This is a genomic window from Bifidobacterium simiiventris, assembly GCF_019331715.1.
Lineage (GTDB): Bacteria > Actinomycetota > Actinomycetes > Actinomycetales > Bifidobacteriaceae > Bifidobacterium > Bifidobacterium simiiventris.
In genome coordinates this window covers 1-23611 of sequence record NZ_JAHBBG010000001.1, presented here as the reverse complement: position 1 = coordinate 23611, position 23611 = coordinate 1, and the positions used below count along the sequence as shown (strand labels likewise).

Genomic DNA, 23611 nt, shown 5'->3' with positions numbered 1-23611 from the left:
CCGTTCCCGAGCGAATGCCGCACGCGGCGTGTCGCAGATGCATCGGCTGTTTTTCGACGCTTGCCGACAGGACGATATCCCAATGATGCCAAGGGTTGATAAAGGGGTATAGGCAACCGTGATAGCGTTCGGCTTGCATCGGCGGGCACCATGCTCGTAAGGTCTAAACCAACACCTCGCCACGACAGCCGGACATCAACCGGAAACGGCCGGCGGGTGGCGATAACCAGCAATGGAATAACCCCACTGAAGGAGCACATCATGACCGAGCCGAACAAGAAGTACCGTTTCGAGACCCTGCAGCTGCACGTCGGTCAGGAGCAGGCCGATCCGGCCACCGATTCCCGCGCCGTCCCGATCTACGCGACCACCTCCTACGTCTTCCACAACTTCGACCATGCCGAGGCCCGCTTCGGACTGGCGGATCCGGGCAACATCTACGGCCGTCTGACCAACTCCACCCAAGGCGTGTTCGAGAACCGCATCGCGGCCCTCGAAGGCGGCACCGCGGGCCTCGCGGTCGCATCCGGCGCTGCGGCAGTCGAATACGCGGTGCGCAACATCACCCAGTCCGGCGACCACATCGTCTCCTCCAAGAACATCTACGGCGGCACCTTCAACCTGCTCAAGCACACACTGCCGCGCGACGGCATCACCACCACCTTCGTCGACCCGGAGGTCCCGCAGAACTTCGAGGACGCCATCCAGGAGAACACCAAGCTCGTCTACTTCGAGACCTTCGGCAACCCGAACGCCGACCTGCCGGACTTCGAGGCCATCTCCGAGATCGCCCACAAGCACCACCTGCCGGTGATCGTCGACAACACGTTCGCCACCCCGTACCTGTTCCGCCCGCTCGAGCACGGCGCCGACGTCGTGGTCGAATCCGCAACCAAGTTCATCGGCGGCCACGGCACCACCCTCGGCGGCGTGATCGTCGAAGGCGGCAAGTTCAACTGGGCAGAGGTTCCGGGCAAGTTCCCGACCCTGACGGAAGCCGACCCATCCTACCACGGCCTCAACTTCTACGAGGCACTCGGCGGTGCCGCATTCGTGACCCGCATCCGTGCCATCCTGCTGCGCGACACCGGCGCCACCCTGTCCCCGTTCGCCGCGTTCCTGCTGCTGCAGGGCACCGAAACCCTGTCGCTGCGCGTCGAACGCCACGTCGAGAACGCGCTGAAGGTCGTCGAGTACCTGCAGACCGTGCCGGAGGTCGAATCCGTCTCCCACCCGTCCATCCCGGGACGCCGCGACCACGAGCTGTACAAGAAGTACTTCCCGAACGGCGCCGGCTCCATCTTCACTTTCGACATCAAGGGCGGCAAGGACGCGGCACGCGTCTTCATCGACAACCTGCACCTGTTCAGCCTGCTCGCCAACGTGGCCGACGTGAAGTCCCTCGTCATCCACCCGGCCTCCACCACGCACTCGCAGGAGACTCCGGAGGAACTCGAGGACCAGGGCATCCACCCGGGCACCATCCGCCTGTCTATCGGCACCGAGAACATCGAGGACATCCTCGACGACTTGAAGGGCGGCTTCGAGGCGGTCCGCGCCTCCGGCCTCGCCAAGTAAACCGGACAATCCGGCCGGACGGTTCGCGCCCGGCACGATCCGCTCGGTTGCGGACACGTAACGTACGACCGGAAACGAACCGAGTATCCTAAGCCATGACCTCGCCGGAAGACGGGGCATGGCTTAATTGTGTGAAGAGAGGAACCACAGTATGACTGCACGTACGAAGCAGACGTTCAACGCCGCCACCATCCCGCTCATCGCCGTCATGACGGCCGTCACCACCGTCGTGACCATGTTCGTCCAGATCCCCACGCCCACGCGCGGCTACCTGAACCTGTCCGACACCATGATCTTCTTCTCGGCCTACGCGTTCGGCCCGTGGATCGGCGGCATCATCGGCGGCCTCGGCCCAGCCCTGTCCGACCTGATCAACGGCTACCCGCAGTGGGCGATCTTCACGTTCGTCATCGACGGCGTGCAGGCCCTGATCGTCGGCCTGCTGCTCAAGGAGTTCAAGCCGCTCAACGTGATCGGCGTCTCCGTGCTCGCCGGCGTGTGGAAGGTGTTCGGCTACTTCATCGCCGGCGGCATCCTCTCCGGCTGGGGTCCGGCCCTCGGCGAGGTGCTCGGCAACAGCTTCCAGATGGGCGTCGGCCTGATCGTCGGCCTCGCCCTGTTCTCCGCCGTGCGCAAGGCGTACCCGCCGCTGGTGCGCCTGGGCAACCTCGGCGTCAAGGCCGCGGCCTGATCCCCGCCGCTCCCGCAAGAGACGCATCGGCTCCCTTCCGTTCACGGAGGGGAGCCGATTTCGTTGTGCCGGACATGATACGCGGTCATGAGACGGCGTTGATGCCGGTGCCCGCGACCGTCCGCCATGACACGCGATAGGATAGATCGAATGAGCTTGGACACCCTGATCGAGACGCGTGATCTCGGCTGGCGATACGCGCCGATCGTCGACGGCGGACACCCCATAACGGGTCTCGAATCCATTACCGTGGCCATCCATGCCGGCGAATTCGTCGGCATCGTCGGTCCGACCGGCGCCGGCAAATCAACGTTGTGCATGGCCTTGGCCGGCATCATCCCGAACCTTGCGGACGGGCAGATGACCGGCAGCGTCACCGTCGCCGGCATGAACGTGCGCGAGACCACCGTCGCCGAACTGTCCACCCGCGTCGGCTACGTGCAGCAGGACCCCGAATCCCAGCTGTTCTGTGCTTCCGTCGAGGATGAGATCGCATTCCCACTCGAAAACCGTGGCATGGATCCCGCGCTCATGGACGAACGCATCGACGACGTGCTACGGCTGGTCGGCATGGAGGACTACCGTACCCGCATCCCCACCAGCCTGTCCGGAGGACAGATGCAACGCGTCGCGATCGCGGCCGCGCTCGCCGCCGAACCCGACATTCTGATCCTCGACGAGCCAACCGCCGCACTCGACCCGGACGGCCGTCGCGAAGTGTTCGCCGCGCTCGACACGATCCGCTCACGCCGCAACCTGACCGTCGTCATGGCCGAACAGGACACCTCGCATTTCCCCGGGCGCGCCGACCGCATCCTCGTACTCGACCACGGACGCCTCATCGAACAGGGCGACGTCGGCCTATTCTCCAAGCAGCCGGAACTGTTCGAACGGCTGGGCGTCGCATTGCCCGGCGGCCCTGAGCCGGGACTGCGCATCATCGCGGACGATGCGACCGTGCCGACCGGGCCGGAAGACGATCCGATCATCGTGCTGGACCATGTCACCTACCGGTACGCATCCGGCGGTCGCCCCGACGCCGCGAGCCGTCCGCCGGCATTGGATGACGTGACCTGCACGATTCCGCGCGGCGCATTCGTTGGCCTGATCGGCCATAACGGCTCCGGCAAAACCACGCTCGCGCGGCACCTCAACGCGCTCCTGACACCCGCCAGCGGACAGGTGATCGTCGACGGACTCGACACCCGCGAGCATAGCGTCGGTCAGATGGCCGCGCACGTCGGCTTCGTCTTCCAGAACCCCGACCATCAGATCTTCTGTGCCACGACCCGCGAGGAAATCGGTTTCGGTCCGAAGGCGCTCGGCGGAACACCTCAACAGGTCGATGCCGCGGTCGACAAGGCGATGCGGCTGTTCGGCCTCGACCGGTTCGCCGATGTCTCGCCTGCCACGCTCGGCTATGGCGACCGGCGGGCCGTGGCCCTCGCCTCGGTGTTGGCGATGGGCACGCCGATCCTCGTGCTCGACGAGCCGACCGCAGGACTCGACCGCAACCTGTCCGCGCGGTTCCTCGACACGGTTGCCGCGCTGAACAGGAACGGCACGACCGTCATCATGATCAGCCACGACATGTCCGCCGTCGCGCGATACTGCACACACGTCATGCGCATGGACGACGGCCGGCTCGCCGCATACGGCCGACTGGAAAGGAACGACGATGGACGCTGACCTGTACGTGCCCGGCAACGGCTGGCTGCACCGCGCCGACCCCCGCGTCAAATTCGCATTGTCCCTCGCACTGCTCGTCATGTGCCTCATCTGGCGCAACTGGGCGTTCATGCTCGCGATGCTCGTACTCGAACATGTGATGCTCGCCGTCGACCATGTGCCGGCCGAACGCATCGCATGGGTGTGGCGCACCCTCGCCCTGCTCATCGTGCTCATCGTCGCGCTCTGGCCGGTCTTCGACCCCAGCGGCACGCATGAGATCTGGCGGTGGGGCATCCTGCGGTTCACGCGCGAGAACCTCGTCATGGCGGCCGTCATGGGACTGCGCATTCCCGCGCTCGGCTTCGCATGCTTCCTCACCCTGTTCACCACCAGCCAGCCGCGCCTCATTCGAGGCCTCGTCGCCCTCGGCATGCCGTACCGCGCCGGGCTCACGCTCGCCACCTCGCTGCGCTACATTCCGGTGTTCTTCCAGATCTTCCAATCCGTTTCGGCCGCGCAACGTGCACGCGGCCTCGACCTGAACGGAGGCGCCGTCGGCAGGGGAGGGAGCAACCCGATCGCCGCGCTGGTCGCCCGCTTCAAGTCGTATCTGCCGATCATCGTGGCCGTGCTCATCCGTGCCTACCGCATGAGCCAAGGCGTCGGCTGGGCGATGGAATCACGCGGTCTCGGCATGCCCGGCGTCACCCGCACCTACCGGGTGAACCTGCGCATGCGGCCGGCCGACTGGCTGCTGCTCGCCGCGACCATCGCCGGCACAGCGGCCGCGGTCACGGCGATGATCACGATCGGCTGAAGCGACGGCGGCCGCGAACGGGCAAAAGGGGATGCAAAAAGACGTAATGGGCAGGCACCCGACGTTGCGCGGATGCCTGCCCATCACGGTCCGCTTGGCTGCAAGAAGGGGACTCAGCCCGGCAGCTCCAGCTCGCCCAGCTTGTCGGTCAGTTTGATGTTCTCGCTGTAGTCGACCGGGCATGCGATCACGTGCACGCCGCCGTCGGCCATCATCGCCGCCTCGATCGAGGGCTTCAAATCATCGGCGGACGAGACAAGATGGCCATGCGCGCCGAAGCTTTCAGCCAGCTTCACGAAATCGGGATTGCCGAAATCCACGTCGTCATGATGGCCGTTGTGCAGATCCATCTTCCACTTGATCAAGCCGTACGCCTTGTCCACCCACACGAGGATCACGATATGGCAGCCAAGCCGTACCGCCGTCTCGATCTCCTGCATGTTCATCATGAAGCTGCCGTCGCCCATCACCGCGAGCACCGGGCGGCCGCGCCGTGCCAGCGACGCGCCGACCGCGCCCGGCAGCGTCCAGCCCATTGTCGACAGGCTGTTGTCGATGATGCACGTGTTCGGCAGGTACGTCGGATACAGTCGCGCCATCCACATCTTCAACGCGCCCGTGTCCACGAGCGCCACGTCGCTGTCGTTCAGCGCCTTGCGCGTGTCATAGACGACGCGTTGTGGCTTCATCGGGAACGATTCGTCATCCTTGCAGGATTCGAACTCATGCATGAGCAGACCGCGGATGTCCGACTCGGCGTTCGCGAAGGTGACGTCGCGCTCGCGCAACGCGTCGATCAGCTGCGTGAGCGTGGCGTCGATGTCGGCCATGATGTTCAGCGTCGTCGTGTAATGCGCGTCCGTATCCTCCACGAACGTGTTGATGTGGATGATCTTCTTATCGTTCTTCGGGTTGATTTTGACCGGGTCGAACTGCTGGATCGAAAAGCCGATCGCGATGATGAGATCCGCGTCGTCGAACGCGAAGTTCTCGTAGTCGTGGCGCATGAACCCGACCACGCCGAGCGCGTTGCGATGCCGGTCGGAGAACACGCCCTTGCCTTCGAACGTGGTGGCCACCGGCACGTTGAGCTGTTCGGACAGGACGCGCAGCTGGTAGTCGGCGTTCGCGCGGCTCACGCCGTTGCCTGCGAGGATGATCGGATGCTTCGCCTTGGCGATGATGTCGGCCGCGGATTCGATGTCGGCGGGCGTCGGCACGGTGTGCACCTGCAAGGCGCGGCTGAGCGGCTGGGCGTCGGTCGGCGCGGCCTGTTCGGCAATGTCCTCGGGCAGGATGATGCACGTGGCGGCCGGACGCTTGCGCTGGGCGAGCGCGAAGCCCTTGCGCACGGTTTCGGTGACCGCTTGGGGGCTCAGGATCATGTTCGTCCAACGGGTGATCGGACGGAACACCGACACGAGGTCGATGATCTGATGCGACTCCTTGTGGATGCGGTTGATGTTGCCCTGCGCACACAAGGCGACCAGCGGCGTGTTGCTCGCGTTCGCACACGCCACCGGCAGCGTGAGGTTCAGCGCGCCCGGGCCGAGCGTGGCGAGGCACACGCCGGGCTTGCCGGTCAGATGCGCGTAGGTGAGCGCCATGAAGCCCGCACCCTGCTCGTGGCGCGTGACGACGAAGCGGATGTGCCCGTCGCGTTCCAGCGCCTCGATGAACGGGATATTCTCCTCGCCGGGGATGCCGAAGATCACTTCGACGCCCTCCTGCACGAGGCATTGCACCATGAGATCGGCGACGTTGCGCTGATGATGACGGTCGGTGCGCGGACGGGCCGCGGCAACGGTGTCGTGGGTTTGCTCCTCGCCGTCGCGGTCGAATCCGTCGCGCAGACGCGACTCGATGCGGGCGAACAATGATTCGGAATGCTGTTCTGTCACGAGTGCACGAGTATAGCGGAGCGAATGATCGCGACGATGTTACGGATGATATATGGACGTAACAATGCGGCGGATTGCGTTGGTTCATCCTTGGGGATGATGCCGGAGGGGCATGTTTCCTTCCGCCGCACGATGTCGGCGGCGGGCGTTTGCCACGATGATGGAACCATCATCCGATATCCGTCACGAGGAAACGAGGAATCATGGAAGGTATGGTCACCACGGCCGCCGATCCGACCGCCATCGAGGCGATCGACCTGGTCAAGGACTACGGGCAGGGCGACACCGCCGTGCACGCGCTGCGCGGCGTCAACGTGCGTTTCGAACAAGGCCGATTCACGGCCATCATGGGTCCGTCCGGCTCCGGCAAGTCCACGCTGATGCACACGCTCGCCGGACTCGACTCGGCCACCTCCGGCCGCATCGTCTTCGACGGCGCGGACATCACGAAGATGAACGACAACCAGCTCACCCTGCTGCGGAGACATAAAATCGGCTTCATCTTCCAGAGCTTCAACCTGCTGCCCATGTTCAGCGCCGAACAGAACATCCTCATGCCGTTGACACTCGCGGGGGAGAAACCCGACCGTCGCTGGTTCTGCCAGCTCGTCGAGACGCTCGGGCTGAGCGAACGACTCAACCATCGTCCGAACGAACTGTCCGGCGGCCAGCAGCAGCGCGTCGCCATCGCCCGCGCGCTTATCACCAAACCGTCGCTCGTGTTCGCCGACGAGCCAACCGGCAACCTCGACTCCGTCTCCAGCGCCGAAGTATTGAGCTTCCTCAAGCGTTCGGTCAAGGAACTCGGCCAGACGATCATCATGGTCACGCACGACGCAGTGGCCGCCTCCTATGCCGACCGCGCGATCGTGTTTGCCGACGGCCGCATCGTCGCCGACGTGCCGAATCCGAACGCCGAACAGATGAACGAACTGCTCATGGCCGAACGCGAACGCGCCACCCGCGAAGCCATTCGATAAAAGGAATCCCATCATGTTCTCCATCACGCTCAAACTCATGAAGAAAAGCGCACGGATGCTTATCCCCGCGGGCATCGCGATACTCATCGGCACCGCGTTCATCTGCGCCACGTTCCTGTTCTCCAACACCATGACCGACGCGCTTGGCCGCCAGCAGACCGGCAGCTACGGCGGCGCGAACTATATCGTCACCATCGACTACGACGCGTTGGACTCCGCGACGAAAGAGGAGAAGGACGCCGCATACTCGACCACCGTTAACGACTTCCATCTCGACCAGGTGGCCGCGACCGACGGCGTCGACGGCGTGCGCGCCGACACGATGACCGACGTCACCGTCGTCAACGGCGACAAGAACGTCAGTGGCATCGCGCTCGACACCGCTAAGGACGCACGTCTGCTGCCCGTCGGCCTTGCGGACGGAGACCTGCCGGCAGACAACGGCGAGATCGCCCTGCCGCAGTCCGTCGCCAAACAGCTCGATGTGAAGATCGGCGACACGGTGACCGTCAGCTCGCGTAGTCTGCAGGAGGAAGCGTCGATCGCTGACGCGACTGCGACTGCCACTGACAAGTCCGGCAACGTCAGCGTACGCGTCGTCGGCCTGACCGACGATCCGAACGGCGTATACGGCTCGTACGGCGGCGCGTCCGTGATCTCGAACGACATCATGGCCGCGTTGCAGGCCGTCGACGACTTCTCGCAGGTGCGCACCAGCCAACTGTTCCTCGACCTCGCCGGCGGCGGTAATGGCACCGACGGCAGCGCCACCGACCCCGCCAAGGCGCAGGCCACGGCCGATCGACTCGCCAAGCTCATGCCGAAGCACTACCGCATGCTTTCACGCGAGGCCGCCAACCGTGAGGCCATCAAGGCGCTCAGCGTGGATGGCGGCACCGACATCACCACCACGTTCCTGCTGAGCTTCGGCGTACTCGCCATGTTCGTCGCCGCGCTCGTCATCGCCAACACGTTCCAGGTACTCGTCGCCCAGCGCCGCCGTACGCTCGCCCTGCTGCGCACCATCGGCGCGAAGAAAAGCCAGCTGTACGGCTCCGTCCTGTTCGAGGCCGGCGTGCTCGGTCTCGTCGCGTCCGCGCTCGGCGTGGCGCTCGGCTGTGCGCTGATCGGCGGCCTCACCGCATCCGGGCTCATGGCCTCGACCGGCATGGACGCGCGGTTCGTGGTTAGCTGGCAGGCGTTCGCCGTGCCGGTCGCATTCGGCATCGCCATGACCGTGCTCGCCTCGCTCGGCTCCGCACGCTCCGCCACAGCCGTCACACCGCTCGAGGCATTGCGACCGATCGAACTGACCGACACGCGTCGAGCCGGCGTCGTGCGCGGTGTCATCTCCGTGCTGCTTGGGCTGGCGGGCCTCGTGGTGGCCGTGTTCGCCGCATGGCAGATGAGCCAGTCGATCGCAGGTCATTCATCCATGATCACCGACGCGTATTCCACCGTGCTGCTTACGGCCATCGCCGGCTGCGCGCTCATCTTCCTGGGACTCGTCCTGTCCGCCGTGTTCTGGCTGCCCGTGCTCATGCGCGGCGTAGGCGCGCTCGTCTCGCTCGCCGGACCGTCCGCCAAGATCGCACACGCGAACATCCAGAAAAACCCACGCCGCGTGGCCGCGACCGGCGCCGCACTGCTGATCGGCGTCACACTCGTGGCGACCATCGCGACCGGCGCGACCAGCGCCAAGCAGACGATGGGGGAGGCGCTCGACAAACGGTTCAGCGTCGACATGATCGCCGACGGTGCCGATATGACCGACACGCAGGCCGCCGACGCGGCCAAGGTCAAAGGCGTTACTGCATCCGTCTACGCGCCGACCGTCATGAAGTACGTGACCGACAAGGACGGCAACGACCTGTCCGTGCTGCTCGTCGGTGTGGATGATGCGGACGCGCTGCGTTCGGTGATGAAGGCCGATCTCAAGAATGTCACGATCGGCGACGACACGGTGCTCATGCCGAAATACGACGTGTTCACCGGCAAGAAACTGACGTTCGATGGCGGCACGGCGACGTTCGCGGACATGACGGGCGACTCCGGCGACGGCACGGCGGCGACCGGTAGCGAGACGTCGCCCGGCAAGACGGTTACGCTCAAACCGACGTACGTCGACTACCGTCGCGTGTCCGAAAACTACAACGCGGTCGCGTTCATCAACGCCAAGCATTTCGAAAACGGCGACCTCAAGGCCACCGGCCACATGATGCTCATGAAGATCGACGCGGACGCCGCCGGCGTCTCCCTGAACGACGTGCTCACCGACGTGCAGCAGACGTTCACCGCCAGCACCGGCGTGCAGGTGACCGGACCGATCGCCGAACGATCGCTGTGGGAGACGATGATCAACGGGCTGATGGCGCTGCTCGTCGGCCTGATCGCGGTCGCCGTGCTCATCGCCCTCGTCGGCGTGGCGAACACGCTGTCGCTGTCCGTGATCGAACGCACCCGTGAATCCGCGACCCTGCGCGCCATCGGCATGACGCGCGGCCAGCTGCGCCGTTCCCTCGCGGTCGAGGCGCTGCTGCTCTCGCTCGTCTCCGGCGTGGCCGGCGTGCTGCTCGGCACCGCGTTCGGCTGGCTCGGCTCCTACATGGTGTTCAGCCTGTACGGCGACGTGGTCTTCCCGTTCGACTGGGCCGGCAACGGCATCATGCTTGGCGTCGCGGCGGCCGCCGCGCTCATCGCCAGCATCGCCCCCGCACATCGCGCTGTGAGCACGCCGCCGGTAGAGGCTCTCGCCGAAGCCTGATCTTGTTGCAACGGAGGTTTGTCGGACTTGCGTCCGGGAAGCCGGGGGGACAGTCCACTGGACTGTTCCCCTTTTTCCGGCTTCACGCGTATTGGCCGCGAGCTTCGCTCGCTTTGTGGCCAATCGCGCCCGTCGAGGCTCTCGCCGAAGCCTAGATACATTCAAAAGCTGGCGGAGCCCAGGCGTCCTGCAATTATGGACAGCCTAACGGCTGGCTGTTTTGCTGGTTCGCCTGTCGGCTCGCACATTGCCTACAAACAGCTCTGCTGTTTGCTTGACGGCAATGTCCCTCGGCTGAGGGAGCTGTCGAGCATCAGCGAGACTGAGGGAGCGTACACCCGTGGCATACATGAGCTGTGTATGTCGTAGTGTGTACGCTCCCTCAGTCAGCTTCGCTGCCAGCTCCCTCAGCCGAGGGAGCCGAGAAATACAGGCTTACGCCCATGCGTTCACATTGGGAAGCTCCCTCAACTGAGGGAGCTTAAGATATGGGAACTCATACGATGCCGTTGTCGTAGGCGAAGATGACGGCCTGCACCCGGTCACGCGCGTTGATCTTGGCCAGAATATGCGCCACGTGCGTCTTCACGGTAGGCAGGCTGATGAACAGCTTGCTCGCGATCTCCTGGTTGCTCAGCCCGTGCGCGATCTCGACGAGGACTTCACGTTCGCGGTCGGTGAGCAGCTCCAACTCCGGATCGGTGTACGCCGGCTGCCCGGACTGCGCAGACGCGGCGGTTGCGGCCGCAGACGGCGCATCGGCTGGCGCGCCGCCCTTCGTATACCCATCCTGCATCATCTTCTCGATCAGCCGTTTCGTGGCCGACGGCGCGATGATCGCGTTCCCGTTGAACACCGTGCGGATCGAACTCAGCAGCGTCTCCGGCTCGGTGTCCTTGAGCAGGAACCCCGACGCACCCGCGTTGATCGCGGCCATCACATACTCGTCCAGATCGAACGTGGTCAGGATGATCACTCGCGTCGGCCGTCCGCCGTCAGCCGACTGCAATGAACTGATGCGCCGAGTCGCCTCGATACCGTCCATGCCGGGCATACGAATATCCATCAGCACCACGTCCGGATGCGACGATTCCGCCAACGCCACGGCCTGCGAACCGTCGCCGGCCTGCCCTATCACCTGCATGTCCTGTTGGGAGCCGATCACCATCGCGAACCCGGCACGCACCAGCTCCTGGTCATCGGCGATCACCACTCGTATCCTGTTCTCACTCATGATTCACCACTGTATTCGTTTCCCGGTAAGACGACGGTGGGCGACACCCTGATTCTTCCCTGAATCCGCGATGGAAACCCTACGCTCGATGCGCCCCGGCGAGCTGCTCGTCGAGCGAGGCGGCCGGGCGCAGCCGTATCTCGGGCTGCGCGTGCTCGTGCGCCTCGTCGCTGAACCCGGTTTCGCGCAATACGCTGAGCAGTTGACGCATATGCTTGAGTGCGGTGCGCCCTTGCTGCCCGATCGCCGCGAACGCCGCCGCGATCGACTCGGCGGACGGTTCCTCACCATGCGCCTCGGCCTCATCCAGCATACGGATGCCGGCCACGGTACGGTCGATCACCAACGTCAGTGTCTCGCTCACCTCGGCCTGAATGTTCGCGCTGATCCGGTCGCGTTCCATATTCGCCGCCAGCACCTTCTGCTTGGCTTGTTCGGCCTGCAACGCCTCCTCGCGCGCCTGCAGCACTAGCACGTTCGTGCCGCTCGAACGCTGCCAGCGCGCCAGCAGGATCGTCCCCACGCACATCGCACCGACCATGCCGGCCCACATCGCCGCCTCGACCAGTATCCTCAGCGCAGAGCCGCCGATCGCTCCGTAATCCGCGGAACGCAGCATCCAATGCAATATGCTCGCATACCCGTAATCACTCACCAGAACCTTGAACCCGAACAGGGCCGCGACGCCGACCGAGGCCACGCCCGTCCACCGCCATGTGGTCGGCCGGCCGTACAGCACCGCCGAATACAGCGCGCACAACGCGAACAGATTCGAGAGCAATACCGGCTCGAATATCGCCAGTTGGAACACGGATACGATCACGACCGCGAGCGCCGCGCTCTCGGGGAATCGACGGCGAAAGCATAGCGGCAGCATCGTCGTTACCACGATGAACCGGCCGACCGCCAGTTCTTCGGTGGTGCCGTCCAGATAGCCGTCGAACAGCGAGACGGCATTGCTGCTCAGGATCGCGATGAGCAGCAGCGTGCCGATGATGTCGGTCGCCAGATAATGCCGTTCGGTCCATTGCGACAGGCGTTCCACCCAGTTGAACGGCTCGCCGTTCGCCAGCACGGCCTGCGCGATCGGCTTGGATCGCAGCCGGTTGCGCAGCTGCGCCCATGTAGGGATCTGGGGGAGCGTGGGCGCGGACAGCGGGCGGGTGCCGGTATCGGCGTACGTACCGTTGTTGCGTCGATCGGAATGCGTCGGAACCGAAGCATCGTGTCGGGATGATGTGGATACAGCAGGATGTCTCCGTTCGCTTTGCCCGGTCGACATGACGGCAGGGGAATTCGATTCGTTCGACGTGGCAGCGGCAATGGGATGCCCGGACGAATCGATATCGTCGGACGACCTCGTGGCGGCGGTGCCGAGTGGTATGACGGCGCGCACGGCGAATCCGCCGCCGACCTGCGGGCCGGCCGTCACCGTGCCGCCGGCCGCTTCGACGCGTTCGCGCATGCCGAGCAGCCCGTAGCCCGGCTGATGTCCGTCCAGTGCGGACGATGCGCCGCGGCCGTCGTCGGTCACGCTGATATCCAGCACATGATCGGACCAGCATTCGTCGATGACGACGTGCACGCTCGGTCCCGCGTACTTGCGCACGTTCGTCAACGATTCCTGCACGAGATGATAGACGGCGACACTGGCCGCCGCGGTCAGCAAGTCCGGTCGAGCGGTCCCGTCGATGCGTCGTGTGACCGTACCTCCGGCGGATGACGCGGATGTCGCCGGAGGCGCTGCGGCCGTGCGCCCGGACGCCGACGAGACGGCCGCCCGTGCCTGATCGACAAGCGCGTCGATATCCGCGTAGTCGGCATGATCCGGCCCGCCGAACACTCCGAACAGGCGTTTCATATCGTGCAGCGCACGCTCGGACTCGTGGCGGATCGTCTCCATCGTGTGCCGGGCCACGGCCGGGTCATGCGCGCCCGCGTACCGTCCGCCGTCCGACTGCACGATGATGATCGACAGCGTATGCGCCACCACGTCGTGCATGTCTCGGGCGATGCGCGCCCGTTCCGCCAATGCCGCGATGCGCCGTTCCTCGGCCTCGCCGGCCTCAAGCGCGTCGTTGCGCTCCTGCATCATGCGGATCGTGATGAGCCTCGCCCGCTGCCAGAACGCGGCGATGGCGGTCGCGACGATGCACGATAGAATCGCGACGACGTAGATCGCCGTCTGTTGCATCAGGTTTTGCGCGCACTGTCCGGTGAACCGGCCGTCCGCATAGACGAGCCAACATTCCGGCATTTCGTTTAGATCGACGCTGCTGATGTCCGTGGGTCTCATATACGGCGCGAAATACGGTCCGACGAGCGCCGCCCACGCGATGACCGCGCCGGCCAGCACGCCGATCGCCGACGCCAGCACGATGAACGCCTTCGTATTGCGTGGATCGCCATAGACGATCACCGAATACAGCATGGCCAGCGCCAGAAAATCCGACGGCACCATCGCCGGGCCGACGATCAGCTGCAGCGCGGACAGGCTCGCGAACGTGAGCGCGGCGGTCTGCGGGCGCGTGCGGCGTATCGCGAGCGGAAGCGCCAGCACGACCGACCAGACGGTCATCGGTCCGGTCTCGTACGAGAACAACACGCCGGGCATGTTGCTGGCGGTCACGCCGAACAGCAGGGCGAACCCCAAAGCCGCCAACACCGCGATGATCGAATCCATGACCAGCATGCGGACGCGACGGTTGCGCGCCAGCCGATCCCATGATGCCAGTAAACGTTGCCCGATACCCATAATCGACCAGCCTATCGCGGCGTCGGGCCGCGCGTCCATCGTGCGCGGGGATGAGCCGGTTTTGTCCCCGTGTACGGCTGATATGGAGAACAGCCGTATCCTTCAAGGAAAGGGGAGCGCATGACGCTGCTTGCTGAATACTATGTGCCCGGACTGCATGTGGAAGACCGTTCGATCAAGGTGCCGCTCGACTGGGCCGGCCACGAGCCGGGCAAGGGCTTCGACGGGGAGACGATCAGCCTGTTCTACCGCGTGGTCACCGCACCCGAACACGTGCACGACGAACTGCCGCTGCTCGTCTACCTGCAGGGCGGTCCCGGCGGCGAAAGCCCGCGCCCGCTCGACCCGACCTCCGACGGCTGGATCGCCGAGGCGATCAAGCACTTCCGCGTCATCCTGCCCGACCAGCGCGGCACCGGCCGCTCCAACCGAGTCGACACGCAGATCATGGCCCGTCTCGCCCCGGCCGGCGCCCGCGCACAGGCCGACTATCTCAAACTGTTCCTCGCCGATTCGATCGTGCGCGACTTCGAACACCTGCGCCGCACCGAATTCGGCGGCGCAAAATGGGTGACACTCGGCCAAAGCTACGGCGGCTTCCTCACACTCACCTACCTGTCGCTCTACCCGCAGGGCGTGGCCGCCAGCTTCACCTGCGGCGGCATCCCGCATGTTCCGGCCGACGCGGCCGAAGTCTACGAGCACACGTTCCCGCGCATGGCCCGCAAGACCGCGCAGTTCTACGAGCGCTACCCGCACGACATCGAACGCGTCGCCGCCGTGGCCGACCGGCTGGCCGCCGGCGGCGTGAGTCTGCCGAACGGCGACCCGTTCACCGTGGAGCGTCTGCAGTGCCTCGGCTCCGACTTCGGCATGAAGCCGAGCTTCGAACGCGTGCACTGGATACTCGACTCCGCGTTCCTCGACGGCGACGGCTCCGCAAGCGCCGATTCGCCGCTGTCGGACGAGTTCCTGTCCAAGGTGGAGATCGCCACGTCGTCACGCCCGCTGTACTGGCCGCTGCAGGAGTTCATCTACGCGAACGGCGAGATGGACGAGCCGATCCGCTGGGCCGCGCAGCGCGTGCGCGATACGAAGCCCGAATTCGGGCCCGGTGTGCGCCCGCTCAACTTCACCGGCGAGGCGATGTTCCCGTGGATGTTCGAGCAGGAGCGCGCGCTGCGCCCGTTCAAGCCGGCAATGGATCTGCTCATGGAAGACACGCGGTTCGGCGTGATCTACGATGCCGATCAGCTCAAGCGCAACGAAGTGCCGTTGCAGGCCGCCGTGTACTTCGACGACATGTACGTCGACTCGCTCATGCAGCTCGACACGCTGAGCCGCGTCGGCAACTCACACTACTGGACCACCAACGAGTTCGAACACGACGGCAACCACGGCGACCGCGTATTCAAGCACCTCTACGCGGAAGCGTTGAACCGCGGCGACCTCGAAGAGCTGTTCTGAGCGCACGGTTACGCCAGCGAAGCGAACGAAAGGACACACATGAGCATGGATCTCACCATCGGATTCATCGGCTACGGCAACATGGCCCAGGCCATCGCGCAGGGACTGGTCGACGCCGGCGTCGTCACGGGCGGCCATATCGTCGCCTGTGCCGCGCATTGGGACAAGCTCGAACGCACCACGGCCGAGATCGGCGCACGTCCGCTGCACAGCGCGACCGAAGTCGCCGTCGCGGCCGACGTGGTGATCATCGCGATCAAACCGTACCAGATCGAATCGGTCGTTGGCCCGATCGCCGACGAACTGGCCAAGCCCGGCAAGATCGTCGTGTCGATCGCCGCCGGCTGGAACCTCGCCAAATACCGCGGCCTGTTCGGCGACAAGGCCGCGAACATGCACATCCAGTGCACGATCCCGAACACGCCGATGGCCGTCGGCAAGGGCGTGCTCGTCACCGAAGCCGACAACACGCTCACCGACGCGCAAACCGAGACGTTCGAGGAGCTGTTCGAGCCGATCAGCCTCATCGAACGCGTCGACACCGCGCATATGAACATCGCCATGTGCATCGCCGGCTGCGCGCCCGCCTTCACCGACATGTACCTCGAGGCGCTGGCCGACGCCGGCGTCAAATACGGGCTGCAGCGCGCCACCGCCTACCGTCTGGCCGCGAAGATGGTCGAAGGCGTGGGAGCCTTGTACATGGCGACCGAAACGCATCCTGGCGCGATGAAGGACGCGGTCTGCTCGCCCGGCGGCACCACGATCCGCGGCGTCGCCCAACTCGAGAAGGACGGCTTCCGCGGCGCCGTCATCAACGCCGTCGACGCGATCGAATCGTGAAACGGAAACGATGAAACGAAGCGCATGCCGATTACCGTTAATCGGCATGCGCTTCGTCATAAGAAGCGCCGGCGGCGGCCCTGACCGTCGTCCCAGCCATGAGAGAGGAAACGATATGGCCATCAGATCATCGCGCGCCTTCACGGCCGTGGCCGCGGCGCTGTCCGCGGGTCTGCTTCTGGCGGGATGCGGCAGCACCTCCGCGGGCAACGGCGGTTCGGACACGGCGTCGTCGGACAACATCATCACCATCGCGTCGGGCGAGCCGCAGAAGGGGCTCATCCCCGGCGACACGTACGAGGCCGCGGGCGGCAACGTCATCGACATGGCGTTCTCCGGACTGGTCGTGTTCAAGGCGGACGGCACCGCGGTCAACGAGGTCGCCGACAAGATCACGCCGAACTCCGACAGCACCAAGTTCGACATCACGCTCAAATCCGGCTGGAAGTTCTCGGACGGCACCCCGGTGACGTCGGAAAGCTTCACCAAGGCATGGAGCTACACCGCGAACGCGAAGAACGGCCAGCTGTGCGCGAGCTTCTTCTCGATGATCAAGGGATACGACGATCTGCAGGACACGTCCAAGCTCAAGGGCGACGAACAGTTGTCCGGCCTGCACGTCATCGACGACACGCATTTCACCGTCGAACTCAACAAGCCGTACTCGGTGTTCCCGGTCATCCTCGGCTACTCCGGTTACAACCCGCTGCCCGAGGCGTTCTACAAGGATCCGAAGGCGTTCGGCGAGAAGCCGATCAGCGACGGCCCGTACATCGTCAAGAAGTGGGAGCACAACTCCAGCATCGAAATGGTCAAGAACCCCGACTACAAGGGCAACCTCACCCCGAAGAACGACGGCCTGACCTTCAAGATCTACACGTCCAACAACGCGTCCTACTCCGACGTGCAGTCCGGCAACCTCGACGTGTCCGCCACCATCCCGAGCTCCGCCGTCAAGACGTTCCAGAAGGAGCCGAAGCTCGGATCGTACAGCGAACCCGGCTCGGGCATCGCCACGTTCACCATTCCCGACACGCTCGAGCATTTCAAGAACGACGAGGAAGGCAAGTTGCGCCGTCAGGCCATCTCGATGGCCATCAACCGCAAGACGCTGTGCGACAAGATCATGGCCGGCACCGCGACCCCCGCGTCCGACTTCACCGCGCCGCCCGTCTCCGGCTACTCCGACAGCCTGAAGAACAAGGGCACCCTCGAATACAACCCGACCAAGGCGAAGGAACTGTGGGCGAAGGCCGACAAGATCTCCAAGTTCACCGGCACGTTCACCATCGCCTACAATTCCGACGGCGACTACAAGGCCACTTACGACGCGGTGATCAACCAGATCAAGAACGTGCTCGGCATCGATGCGGCCACGAATCCGATGCCGACCAGCAACGAGTTCCACGAGGCCGTCACGAGCCGTTCGATCAAGGGCGCGTTCCGTGCCGGCTGGCAGGCCGACTATCCGTCGATCGAGAACTATCTCGCCCCGCTGTACGCCTCGAACGCGGCCGACGGCCACGGCTCGAACGACGGCGACTACAAGAACCCCGAATTCGACGCGCTGCTTGACAAGGCCGCCAGCGCCTCCAGCGTGGACGCCGCCAACAAGCTGTACCAGCAGAGCGAGGAGATCCTGCTCAACGACCTGCCTTCGATCCCGCTGTACAACCAGAACTCCAGCGCCGTCTACGCCAAGGGCGTGAAGAACGCCGAACCGACGTGGAAGGGCGTGCCCACGTTCTACGAACTGACCAAGAAGTGACGGGCGTCTGACCCGTTTCGATTCCGATGGGGGTGCACCGGTGGCTGCCGGTGCACCCCCATCGTCGTTTTCGACCGTATTTTCCCGCGCGTCGATTCCCGCGGCATGCGGTCATCGGCCGCATGATTATCGCGTACGCACATACAGGTGATACGGCTCATCCTCGATCATGAACAACGGCACGAACTTCAGACCCGTGAGCCGGTGCGTGAATGCGAGCTTGCTGCCCGACCGTTCGAACGCGGCATCGGGATCGGCGTCATCGATCGGCACGTCGAGCATGTCCGCTCGCTTGTCCAACGCGGCCAACACATACGGCCCCCATGCCACGGCCGCGACTTCGGGCCGGTCGGGCGTCGGCAACAGCCGCACATGCGGCGCAAACATCACGTCGAGTCTCGCGCCATCCCACGAATCCAAACCGAGCGCATTGGCCGTGAACGACAGTTCGCCGATCTCGGAGCGCGACAGTTCAATCACGCCGAACGGTACTTTACGGCCGTCCACCCGCAGATCGATCTGGCTGCCCGCGCTCCAGTCCGGCACGCGCAGGCACAGCGTCGCACGATCGAGCCGGTCGATCCGAATCGTCACACGTTCGGGCAAGACATCGTCCGCCGTCACGGTCAGCCGTGCCGCATCGTCATCCAACGTGCCGTTGAGATACCGGCGCACATACAACGCGTCCTTGTCTGTGAAATACGCGCCGTGCGCGGCGTAGAAATGCGATTCCAAACCGGTGCCGTGGCAGCAGCTGTTCTCGTCCGGATCGAACTGCTTGCGCCCGCCCGGCTGCGTCGGCATGAAATAGATGCTTCCGCCGTCATCGGCACGATCCCCGCGATGATCGCACGTCGCGGCGATATGGTTGACGCTCGCATGCTCGACGTAGTCGGCGTACCGTGGCTCGGAGCAATGCCGTTCCAATTCGACCGCCAGCTTGACCAGATTGTACGACGCGCAGCTTTCCGCCGTATCGTCCGCCAACAGCGAACCGATCTCGTCCGGCTGATGGAACATCTCGCCCTGCCCGGTGCCGCCCATCGCATAAAGATGATGGCCGAGCACCGCATCCGCGAAGAACCTCGCCTGATCGAGATAATGCGGCAGTCCGGTCGCCTCGAACAGCTTCACCGCGCCGATGACCTGCGGAATATGCTGGTTCGCGTGCATGCCGCCCAACGCATCCACATGCTGACGCAGCGGCTCCATCAGCCGGTCGTTGTCGAACAGGCAGGCGGCGGCAAGATGCCGCTCGTCGCCGGTCGCCGCATACAGGTCGGCCAGCGCGTCGTTCATGCCGCCGAACTCGCCGGCGATGTACAGACTCCACATGCGCTGCAGTCGCTCGTGATCCAGCCGGTGCAGCCGCTCGTATGTCCAGTCGCCGATGCCGCGGGCCACATCGAGCGCCTGACGGCTGCCCGCATACCGGTACGCGTCGAGCAGACCGGCGAGGATCTTGTGCAGCGTGTAATACGGCGCCCAGATCGTCGGATACGGCGCCAGCTCCTCCAAACGGTCGAACTGCGTCTCGTCATACGCCGACAGGAACCCCGGTTCCGCTCCTGGCCGCGCGGCGAACGCCCGCTGCACCTCGGCCAACGACGCCACCACATACTCCAGCTTGGCCTTGATCGCCACATCCCCGCTGGCCGCATACGCCAGCGCATAGGCCGACAGCGTATGCCCGGTGGTATGACCGCGCAACAGCGAATCCGGCGCATCCCAACCGGTCATCGGCTGCGCGCCGCGCGTATCAAGCCCGGCCGCACGGCGGAACTCCACCAACAGCCGGTCGTCGTCGACCCCGCGCAGATAGGCGAGACGATGCCGCTGATTGCGCGCGAGCACGCCGTCGCCCGTCAGACGTACATGACCGAGCGGAACCGGTGTGCGACGGTCGGCCGTATCCTCACGCGGCTGCGAATCCTGATCGACCACATGCACGATGGCAGTCACGGCTACGTCCGTGCCGTCGACCACGCCATGCCAGCGCACGTCGCGCCGGTGCCCGCCGTCGTGCGGTAGGCGCGGGGCCGTATGTTCCACGCCGTCATGCCATGCGATGCGCTGCGAAATCGTCATGCCGTCCTCGGTGCGCGCCGCCGTATACGTCGGCAACGCATACGGCTCGCCGGAGCGTACGGTCAGCGAGACCGGGAACACGCTGCGTATGGCGACGGTATTGTGCTGTTCGAGCACGCGCACCGTGAACGTGCGCGTCGCGCTCGCCATGCCGTACGTCACCGTCGCGGTCAGCGTCACGTCGCGATAGCCGCGGCCGTATTCCGGCTGGTGCACCGTGCCGTCCGGTCTGATCCAGCGTTCGTCGTCGCTCGACCAAGTGATCGTGGAACCGTTCGCGCCGCTCGCCGGCAGATCGAGGTCGAACTCGACGGTGCCGGTATTGCCGATATACAGCAACTGCGCATCCTTGTCCGCGATCCGTTGATCGGTTGCGTTGGTGTCTGCCATGATGGTGCCTTCCGACGGTGCGTGACGCCGGCCGCCGGGAATACGCGGCCGGATACGGTATCCATTATCCGATCGTTCTCGATTTGGAAAACGCGACAGACCGGAACGTAGACCTGTACCGGTCGCAACGATAGGCCACGCCTGACAGGTCCGTAACACCGTCGTGAACTGCCCGTTACCCGTTCGGCGATGATGCGTAAACGGACTGCAACACATGCGGTCTTTACTCGACCATACCCAAGACGGTAAGGGTTCCGGTTCCACGGGACGCGGCGTCGGGCATCATGAGGGAGGAAACCCATGCACATCAACAAGAAGCAGATCATCGCGGCGACCGCGGCGGCACTGTCCGCGGGATTGCTGCTCTCCGGCTGCGGTTCGAGCACCGGCAACGGCGGCACGGCGTCCAAGGATTCCGGAGGCATGGTCATCACGATCGCCAACGGCGAGCCGCAGAACCCGCTGGTCCCCGGCAATACGAACGAGACGACCGGCGGCAACGTGATCGACATGCTGTTCTCCGGCCTCGTCGGCTTCAAGCCGGACGGCACCTCCGTCAACGAGGTGGCCGACAAGATCGAGCCGAACTCGGACAACACGAAGTTCGACGTCACGTTGAAGTCCGGCTGGAAGTTCACCGACGGCACTCCGGTGACGTCCGAATCGTTCACCAAGGCGTGGAGCTACACGGCGAACGCGAAGAACGGCCAGCTCAACTCCAGCTTCTTCTCGGTCATCAAGGGCTACGACGATCTGCAGAAGGACGGGCTCAAGGGCGACGAGCAGCTGAGCGGCTTGCACGTGACCGACGACACGCACTTCAGCGTCGAACTCAACGAGCCGAACGCCGTGTTCCCGGTCATCCTCGGCTACTCGGGCTACTATCCGCTGCCGGAATCCTTCTTCAAGGACCCGAAGGCGTTCGGCGAGTCCCCGGTCGGCAACGGCCCGTACAAGTTCAAGTCGTGGAAGCACAACGCCGACATCGTCGTCGAGAAGAACGACGACTATCCGGGCAACTTCAAGGCCAAGAACGACGGCCTCGACTTCAAGGTCTACACGTCGAACGACTCCTCGTACGCCGACATCCAGTCCGGCAACCTCGACGTCTCCTCGAACGTGCCGGCCACCGCGCTGAAGACCTTCCAGAAGAACTCCAAGCTCAACTCCTACTCCAAGGCCGGTTCCGGCACCGCCACGTTCACCATCCCGCAGTCGCTCGAACACTTCAGCGGCGAGGAGGGCGTGCTGCGCCGCCAGGCCATTTCGATGGCCATCGACCGTGAGCAGATCACCAGCAAGGTGCTCTCCGGCACCGCCACCCCGTCCAAGGAATTCTCCTCGCCGATGACCGCCGGCTACTCCGACAGCCTCAAGGGCAACGAGAACCTGACCTACAACCCGACCAAGGCCAAGGAGCTGTGGGCCAAGGCCGACAAGATCTCCAAGTTCTCCGGCACGTTCACCATCGCCTACAACACCGACGGCGGCACCAAGCCGATCTACGACGCAGTCGTCAACCAGCTCAAGAACAACCTCGGCATCGACGCGGCCACGAACCCCGTGGCGACCTTCCAAGAGTTCCGCGCCGCGATCACCGACCGCACCATGAAGAGCGCGTTCCGCACCGGTTGGCAGGCCGACTACCCGTCGATCGAGAACTACTTGAAGCCGATCTTCTCGTCGTCCGCAGCGGACGGCAAGGGATCGAACGACGGCGACTACAAGAACCCCGCGTTCGACAAGCTGCTCAACGAGGCCGCCAAGGCGTCCAGCCTCGACGCGGCGAACAAGCTCTACCAGCAGGCCGAGGAGATCCTGCTGACGGATCTGCCCGCCATCCCGCTGTACAACTCCAACGCCAACGGCGTGTACGCGAAGGGCGTCAAGAACGTGGAACCGAACTGGAAAGGCGTCCCGGTGTTCTACGAAATCACCAAGGGCTGATTGCGCACGAATGACCGTGAACGCATAATGTGACCGATGCTCGGCCTCGTCGTCCTACCGCGGCGGGCCGGGCATCGTCGTATATACGCGAGGCCAACAAGCCCGGAGCCGTCTACCACGACATGCTCGACGCGGCGCTCGCCTCGGTCGCACGCTCGTTGCACCGGCTCGGCATCCTGCCGGTTAGCGTCGAAGAGGCGTTGCGGCCCGACGGTCATCAGCATTACCGCTGGCTCTATCACGGCACCGGGCACCACATGGGCATCGACGTGCACGACGCCTACCGGTCGCGCAACGAATACTATCCGGACGCGCCGCTCAAGCCCGGCATGGTGTTCACGCTCGAACCCGGCCTCTATTTCGACGTCGCCGGCGAACTCGTGCCCGAACGCTACCGCGGCATCGGCGTGCGCATCGAAGACGACCTCATGGTCGATACGGACGGGACGACCAAGCTCATCAGCGACTTCGCCCGCACGCCCGACGAGGTCGAGGCGTGGCTCGCATCCCACGGGCCGGAACGGTACCTCGACAGCTTCCTTGCGCAGGAGGCTGCCTGCGCGTGACCTGGTGCTTTGCAGAGTGTTTTCTGAGGCTTCTGCTGTTTTCGTGGGTTAGGTTGTTGGTGTTGGTAGTTGGATGTTGAGTCCGCCGCATCTGAGCATGACGAGGCTGATGAGGTTGGTGACGTGGTGGAAGCCGTAGGCCATGCGGATG

General features: G+C 64.5%; 15 protein-coding genes. 11 read left to right on the top strand and 4 right to left on the bottom strand.

Annotated features, from left to right (window positions below):
* Positions 1-261 precede the first annotated feature (261 nt).
* The 4 genes from KIH76_RS00075 to KIH76_RS00060 all read left to right on the top strand — a co-directional run bounded on the left by KIH76_RS00075 (position 262) and on the right by KIH76_RS00060 (position 4757).
* Entirely contained in the window at positions 262-1578 is a 1317-nt protein-coding gene (locus tag KIH76_RS00075; RefSeq protein WP_214373114.1) for an O-acetylhomoserine aminocarboxypropyltransferase/cysteine synthase family protein, read from the top strand.
* 151 nt (positions 1579-1729) lie between these two features.
* Positions 1730-2269 carry an ECF transporter S component gene (locus tag KIH76_RS00070; RefSeq protein WP_214373115.1) on the top strand — a complete coding sequence of 180 codons (540 nt, stop codon included), beginning with the start codon at positions 1730-1732 and terminating at the stop codon, positions 2267-2269.
* Positions 2270-2419: 150 nt separating this feature from the next.
* Positions 2420-3958, top strand: coding sequence for an ABC transporter ATP-binding protein (locus KIH76_RS00065; RefSeq protein WP_236036724.1), 1539 nt, complete (start codon positions 2420-2422; stop codon positions 3956-3958).
* On the top strand, positions 3948-4757 hold the full coding sequence (locus KIH76_RS00060; RefSeq protein ID WP_214373116.1) for an energy-coupling factor transporter transmembrane component T family protein: 810 nt from the start codon (positions 3948-3950) through the stop codon (positions 4755-4757). The genes KIH76_RS00065 and KIH76_RS00060 overlap by 11 nt, the downstream gene beginning before the upstream one ends.
* Before the next feature lie 113 nt (positions 4758-4870).
* Here the strand turns inward: KIH76_RS00060 and KIH76_RS00055 are convergent, their stop codons facing one another.
* Positions 4871-6610, bottom strand: a complete 1740-nt coding sequence (locus KIH76_RS00055) for an acetolactate synthase large subunit (RefSeq protein WP_420829242.1) — start codon at positions 6608-6610, stop codon at positions 4871-4873.
* Positions 6611-6861: 251 nt separating this feature from the next.
* Between KIH76_RS00055 and KIH76_RS00050 the strand changes: the two genes are divergently transcribed.
* Both KIH76_RS00050 and KIH76_RS00045 read left to right on the top strand, forming a co-directional pair.
* Positions 6862-7638, top strand: coding sequence for an ABC transporter ATP-binding protein (locus KIH76_RS00050; RefSeq protein WP_219068518.1), 777 nt, complete (start codon positions 6862-6864; stop codon positions 7636-7638).
* Positions 7639-7651: 13 nt separating this feature from the next.
* The gene (locus KIH76_RS00045) at positions 7652-10402 is read left to right on the top strand and encodes an ABC transporter permease (RefSeq protein WP_219068516.1); all 2751 of its coding nucleotides are present in this window, start codon (positions 7652-7654) and stop codon (positions 10400-10402) included.
* 496 nt (positions 10403-10898) lie between these two features.
* On the opposite strand, the gene KIH76_RS00040 is transcribed toward KIH76_RS00045, so the two are convergent.
* Positions 10899-11636 carry a response regulator gene (locus KIH76_RS00040; protein ID WP_219068514.1) on the bottom strand — a complete coding sequence of 246 codons (738 nt, stop codon included), beginning with the start codon at positions 11634-11636 and terminating at the stop codon, positions 10899-10901.
* A gap of 79 nt (positions 11637-11715) precedes the next feature.
* Positions 11716-14391 carry a sensor histidine kinase gene (locus tag KIH76_RS00035; RefSeq protein ID WP_236036723.1) on the bottom strand — a complete coding sequence of 892 codons (2676 nt, stop codon included), beginning with the start codon at positions 14389-14391 and terminating at the stop codon, positions 11716-11718.
* 120 nt (positions 14392-14511) lie between these two features.
* Between KIH76_RS00035 and KIH76_RS00030 the strand changes: the two genes are divergently transcribed.
* The 3 genes from KIH76_RS00030 (at position 14512) to KIH76_RS00020 (ending at position 18469) form a co-directional block, all read left to right on the top strand.
* On the top strand, positions 14512-15858 hold the full coding sequence (locus KIH76_RS00030) for an alpha/beta fold hydrolase (RefSeq protein ID WP_219068512.1): 1347 nt from the start codon (positions 14512-14514) through the stop codon (positions 15856-15858).
* A gap of 39 nt (positions 15859-15897) precedes the next feature.
* Positions 15898-16701 (top strand): pyrroline-5-carboxylate reductase, encoded by an 804-nt coding sequence (proC, locus tag KIH76_RS00025; RefSeq protein ID WP_214373121.1) that lies wholly within the window; start codon positions 15898-15900, stop codon positions 16699-16701.
* Positions 16702-16816: 115 nt separating this feature from the next.
* On the top strand, positions 16817-18469 hold the full coding sequence (locus tag KIH76_RS00020; RefSeq protein ID WP_219068510.1) for a peptide ABC transporter substrate-binding protein: 1653 nt from the start codon (positions 16817-16819) through the stop codon (positions 18467-18469).
* 126 nt (positions 18470-18595) lie between these two features.
* On the opposite strand, the gene KIH76_RS00015 is transcribed toward KIH76_RS00020, so the two are convergent.
* Positions 18596-20947: a beta-L-arabinofuranosidase domain-containing protein gene (locus KIH76_RS00015; protein ID WP_219068508.1), complete on the bottom strand. Its 2352-nt coding sequence runs from the start codon at positions 20945-20947 to the stop codon at positions 18596-18598.
* Positions 20948-21247: 300 nt separating this feature from the next.
* On the opposite strand from KIH76_RS00015, the gene KIH76_RS00010 reads away from it, so the two are divergent.
* Together KIH76_RS00010 and KIH76_RS00005 are read left to right on the top strand one after the other, a co-directional pair.
* Positions 21248-22894 carry a peptide ABC transporter substrate-binding protein gene (locus tag KIH76_RS00010; protein WP_214373124.1) on the top strand — a complete coding sequence of 549 codons (1647 nt, stop codon included), beginning with the start codon at positions 21248-21250 and terminating at the stop codon, positions 22892-22894.
* A gap of 29 nt (positions 22895-22923) precedes the next feature.
* The gene (locus tag KIH76_RS00005; RefSeq protein ID WP_214373125.1) at positions 22924-23460 is read left to right on the top strand and encodes a M24 family metallopeptidase; all 537 of its coding nucleotides are present in this window, start codon (positions 22924-22926) and stop codon (positions 23458-23460) included.
* Positions 23461-23611 lie beyond the last annotated feature (151 nt).

Coding starts and splice junctions, on each gene's coding strand:
- KIH76_RS00075 (WP_214373114.1), top strand. CDS start 262: ATGACCGAGCCGAACAAGAAGTACCGTTTCGAGACCCTGCAGCTGCAC.
- KIH76_RS00070 (WP_214373115.1), top strand. CDS start 1,730: ATGACTGCACGTACGAAGCAGACGTTCAACGCCGCCACCATCCCGCTC.
- KIH76_RS00065 (WP_236036724.1), top strand. CDS start 2,420: ATGAGCTTGGACACCCTGATCGAGACGCGTGATCTCGGCTGGCGATAC.
- KIH76_RS00060 (WP_214373116.1), top strand. CDS start 3,948: ATGGACGCTGACCTGTACGTGCCCGGCAACGGCTGGCTGCACCGCGCC.
- KIH76_RS00050 (WP_219068518.1), top strand. CDS start 6,862: ATGGAAGGTATGGTCACCACGGCCGCCGATCCGACCGCCATCGAGGCG.
- KIH76_RS00045 (WP_219068516.1), top strand. CDS start 7,652: ATGTTCTCCATCACGCTCAAACTCATGAAGAAAAGCGCACGGATGCTT.
- KIH76_RS00040 (WP_219068514.1), bottom strand. CDS start 11,636: ATGAGTGAGAACAGGATACGAGTGGTGATCGCCGATGACCAGGAGCTG.
- KIH76_RS00035 (WP_236036723.1), bottom strand. CDS start 14,391: ATGGGTATCGGGCAACGTTTACTGGCATCATGGGATCGGCTGGCGCGC.
- KIH76_RS00030 (WP_219068512.1), top strand. CDS start 14,512: ATGACGCTGCTTGCTGAATACTATGTGCCCGGACTGCATGTGGAAGAC.
- proC (WP_214373121.1), top strand. CDS start 15,898: ATGAGCATGGATCTCACCATCGGATTCATCGGCTACGGCAACATGGCC.
- KIH76_RS00020 (WP_219068510.1), top strand. CDS start 16,817: ATGGCCATCAGATCATCGCGCGCCTTCACGGCCGTGGCCGCGGCGCTG.
- KIH76_RS00015 (WP_219068508.1), bottom strand. CDS start 20,947: ATGGCAGACACCAACGCAACCGATCAACGGATCGCGGACAAGGATGCG.
- KIH76_RS00010 (WP_214373124.1), top strand. CDS start 21,248: ATGCACATCAACAAGAAGCAGATCATCGCGGCGACCGCGGCGGCACTG.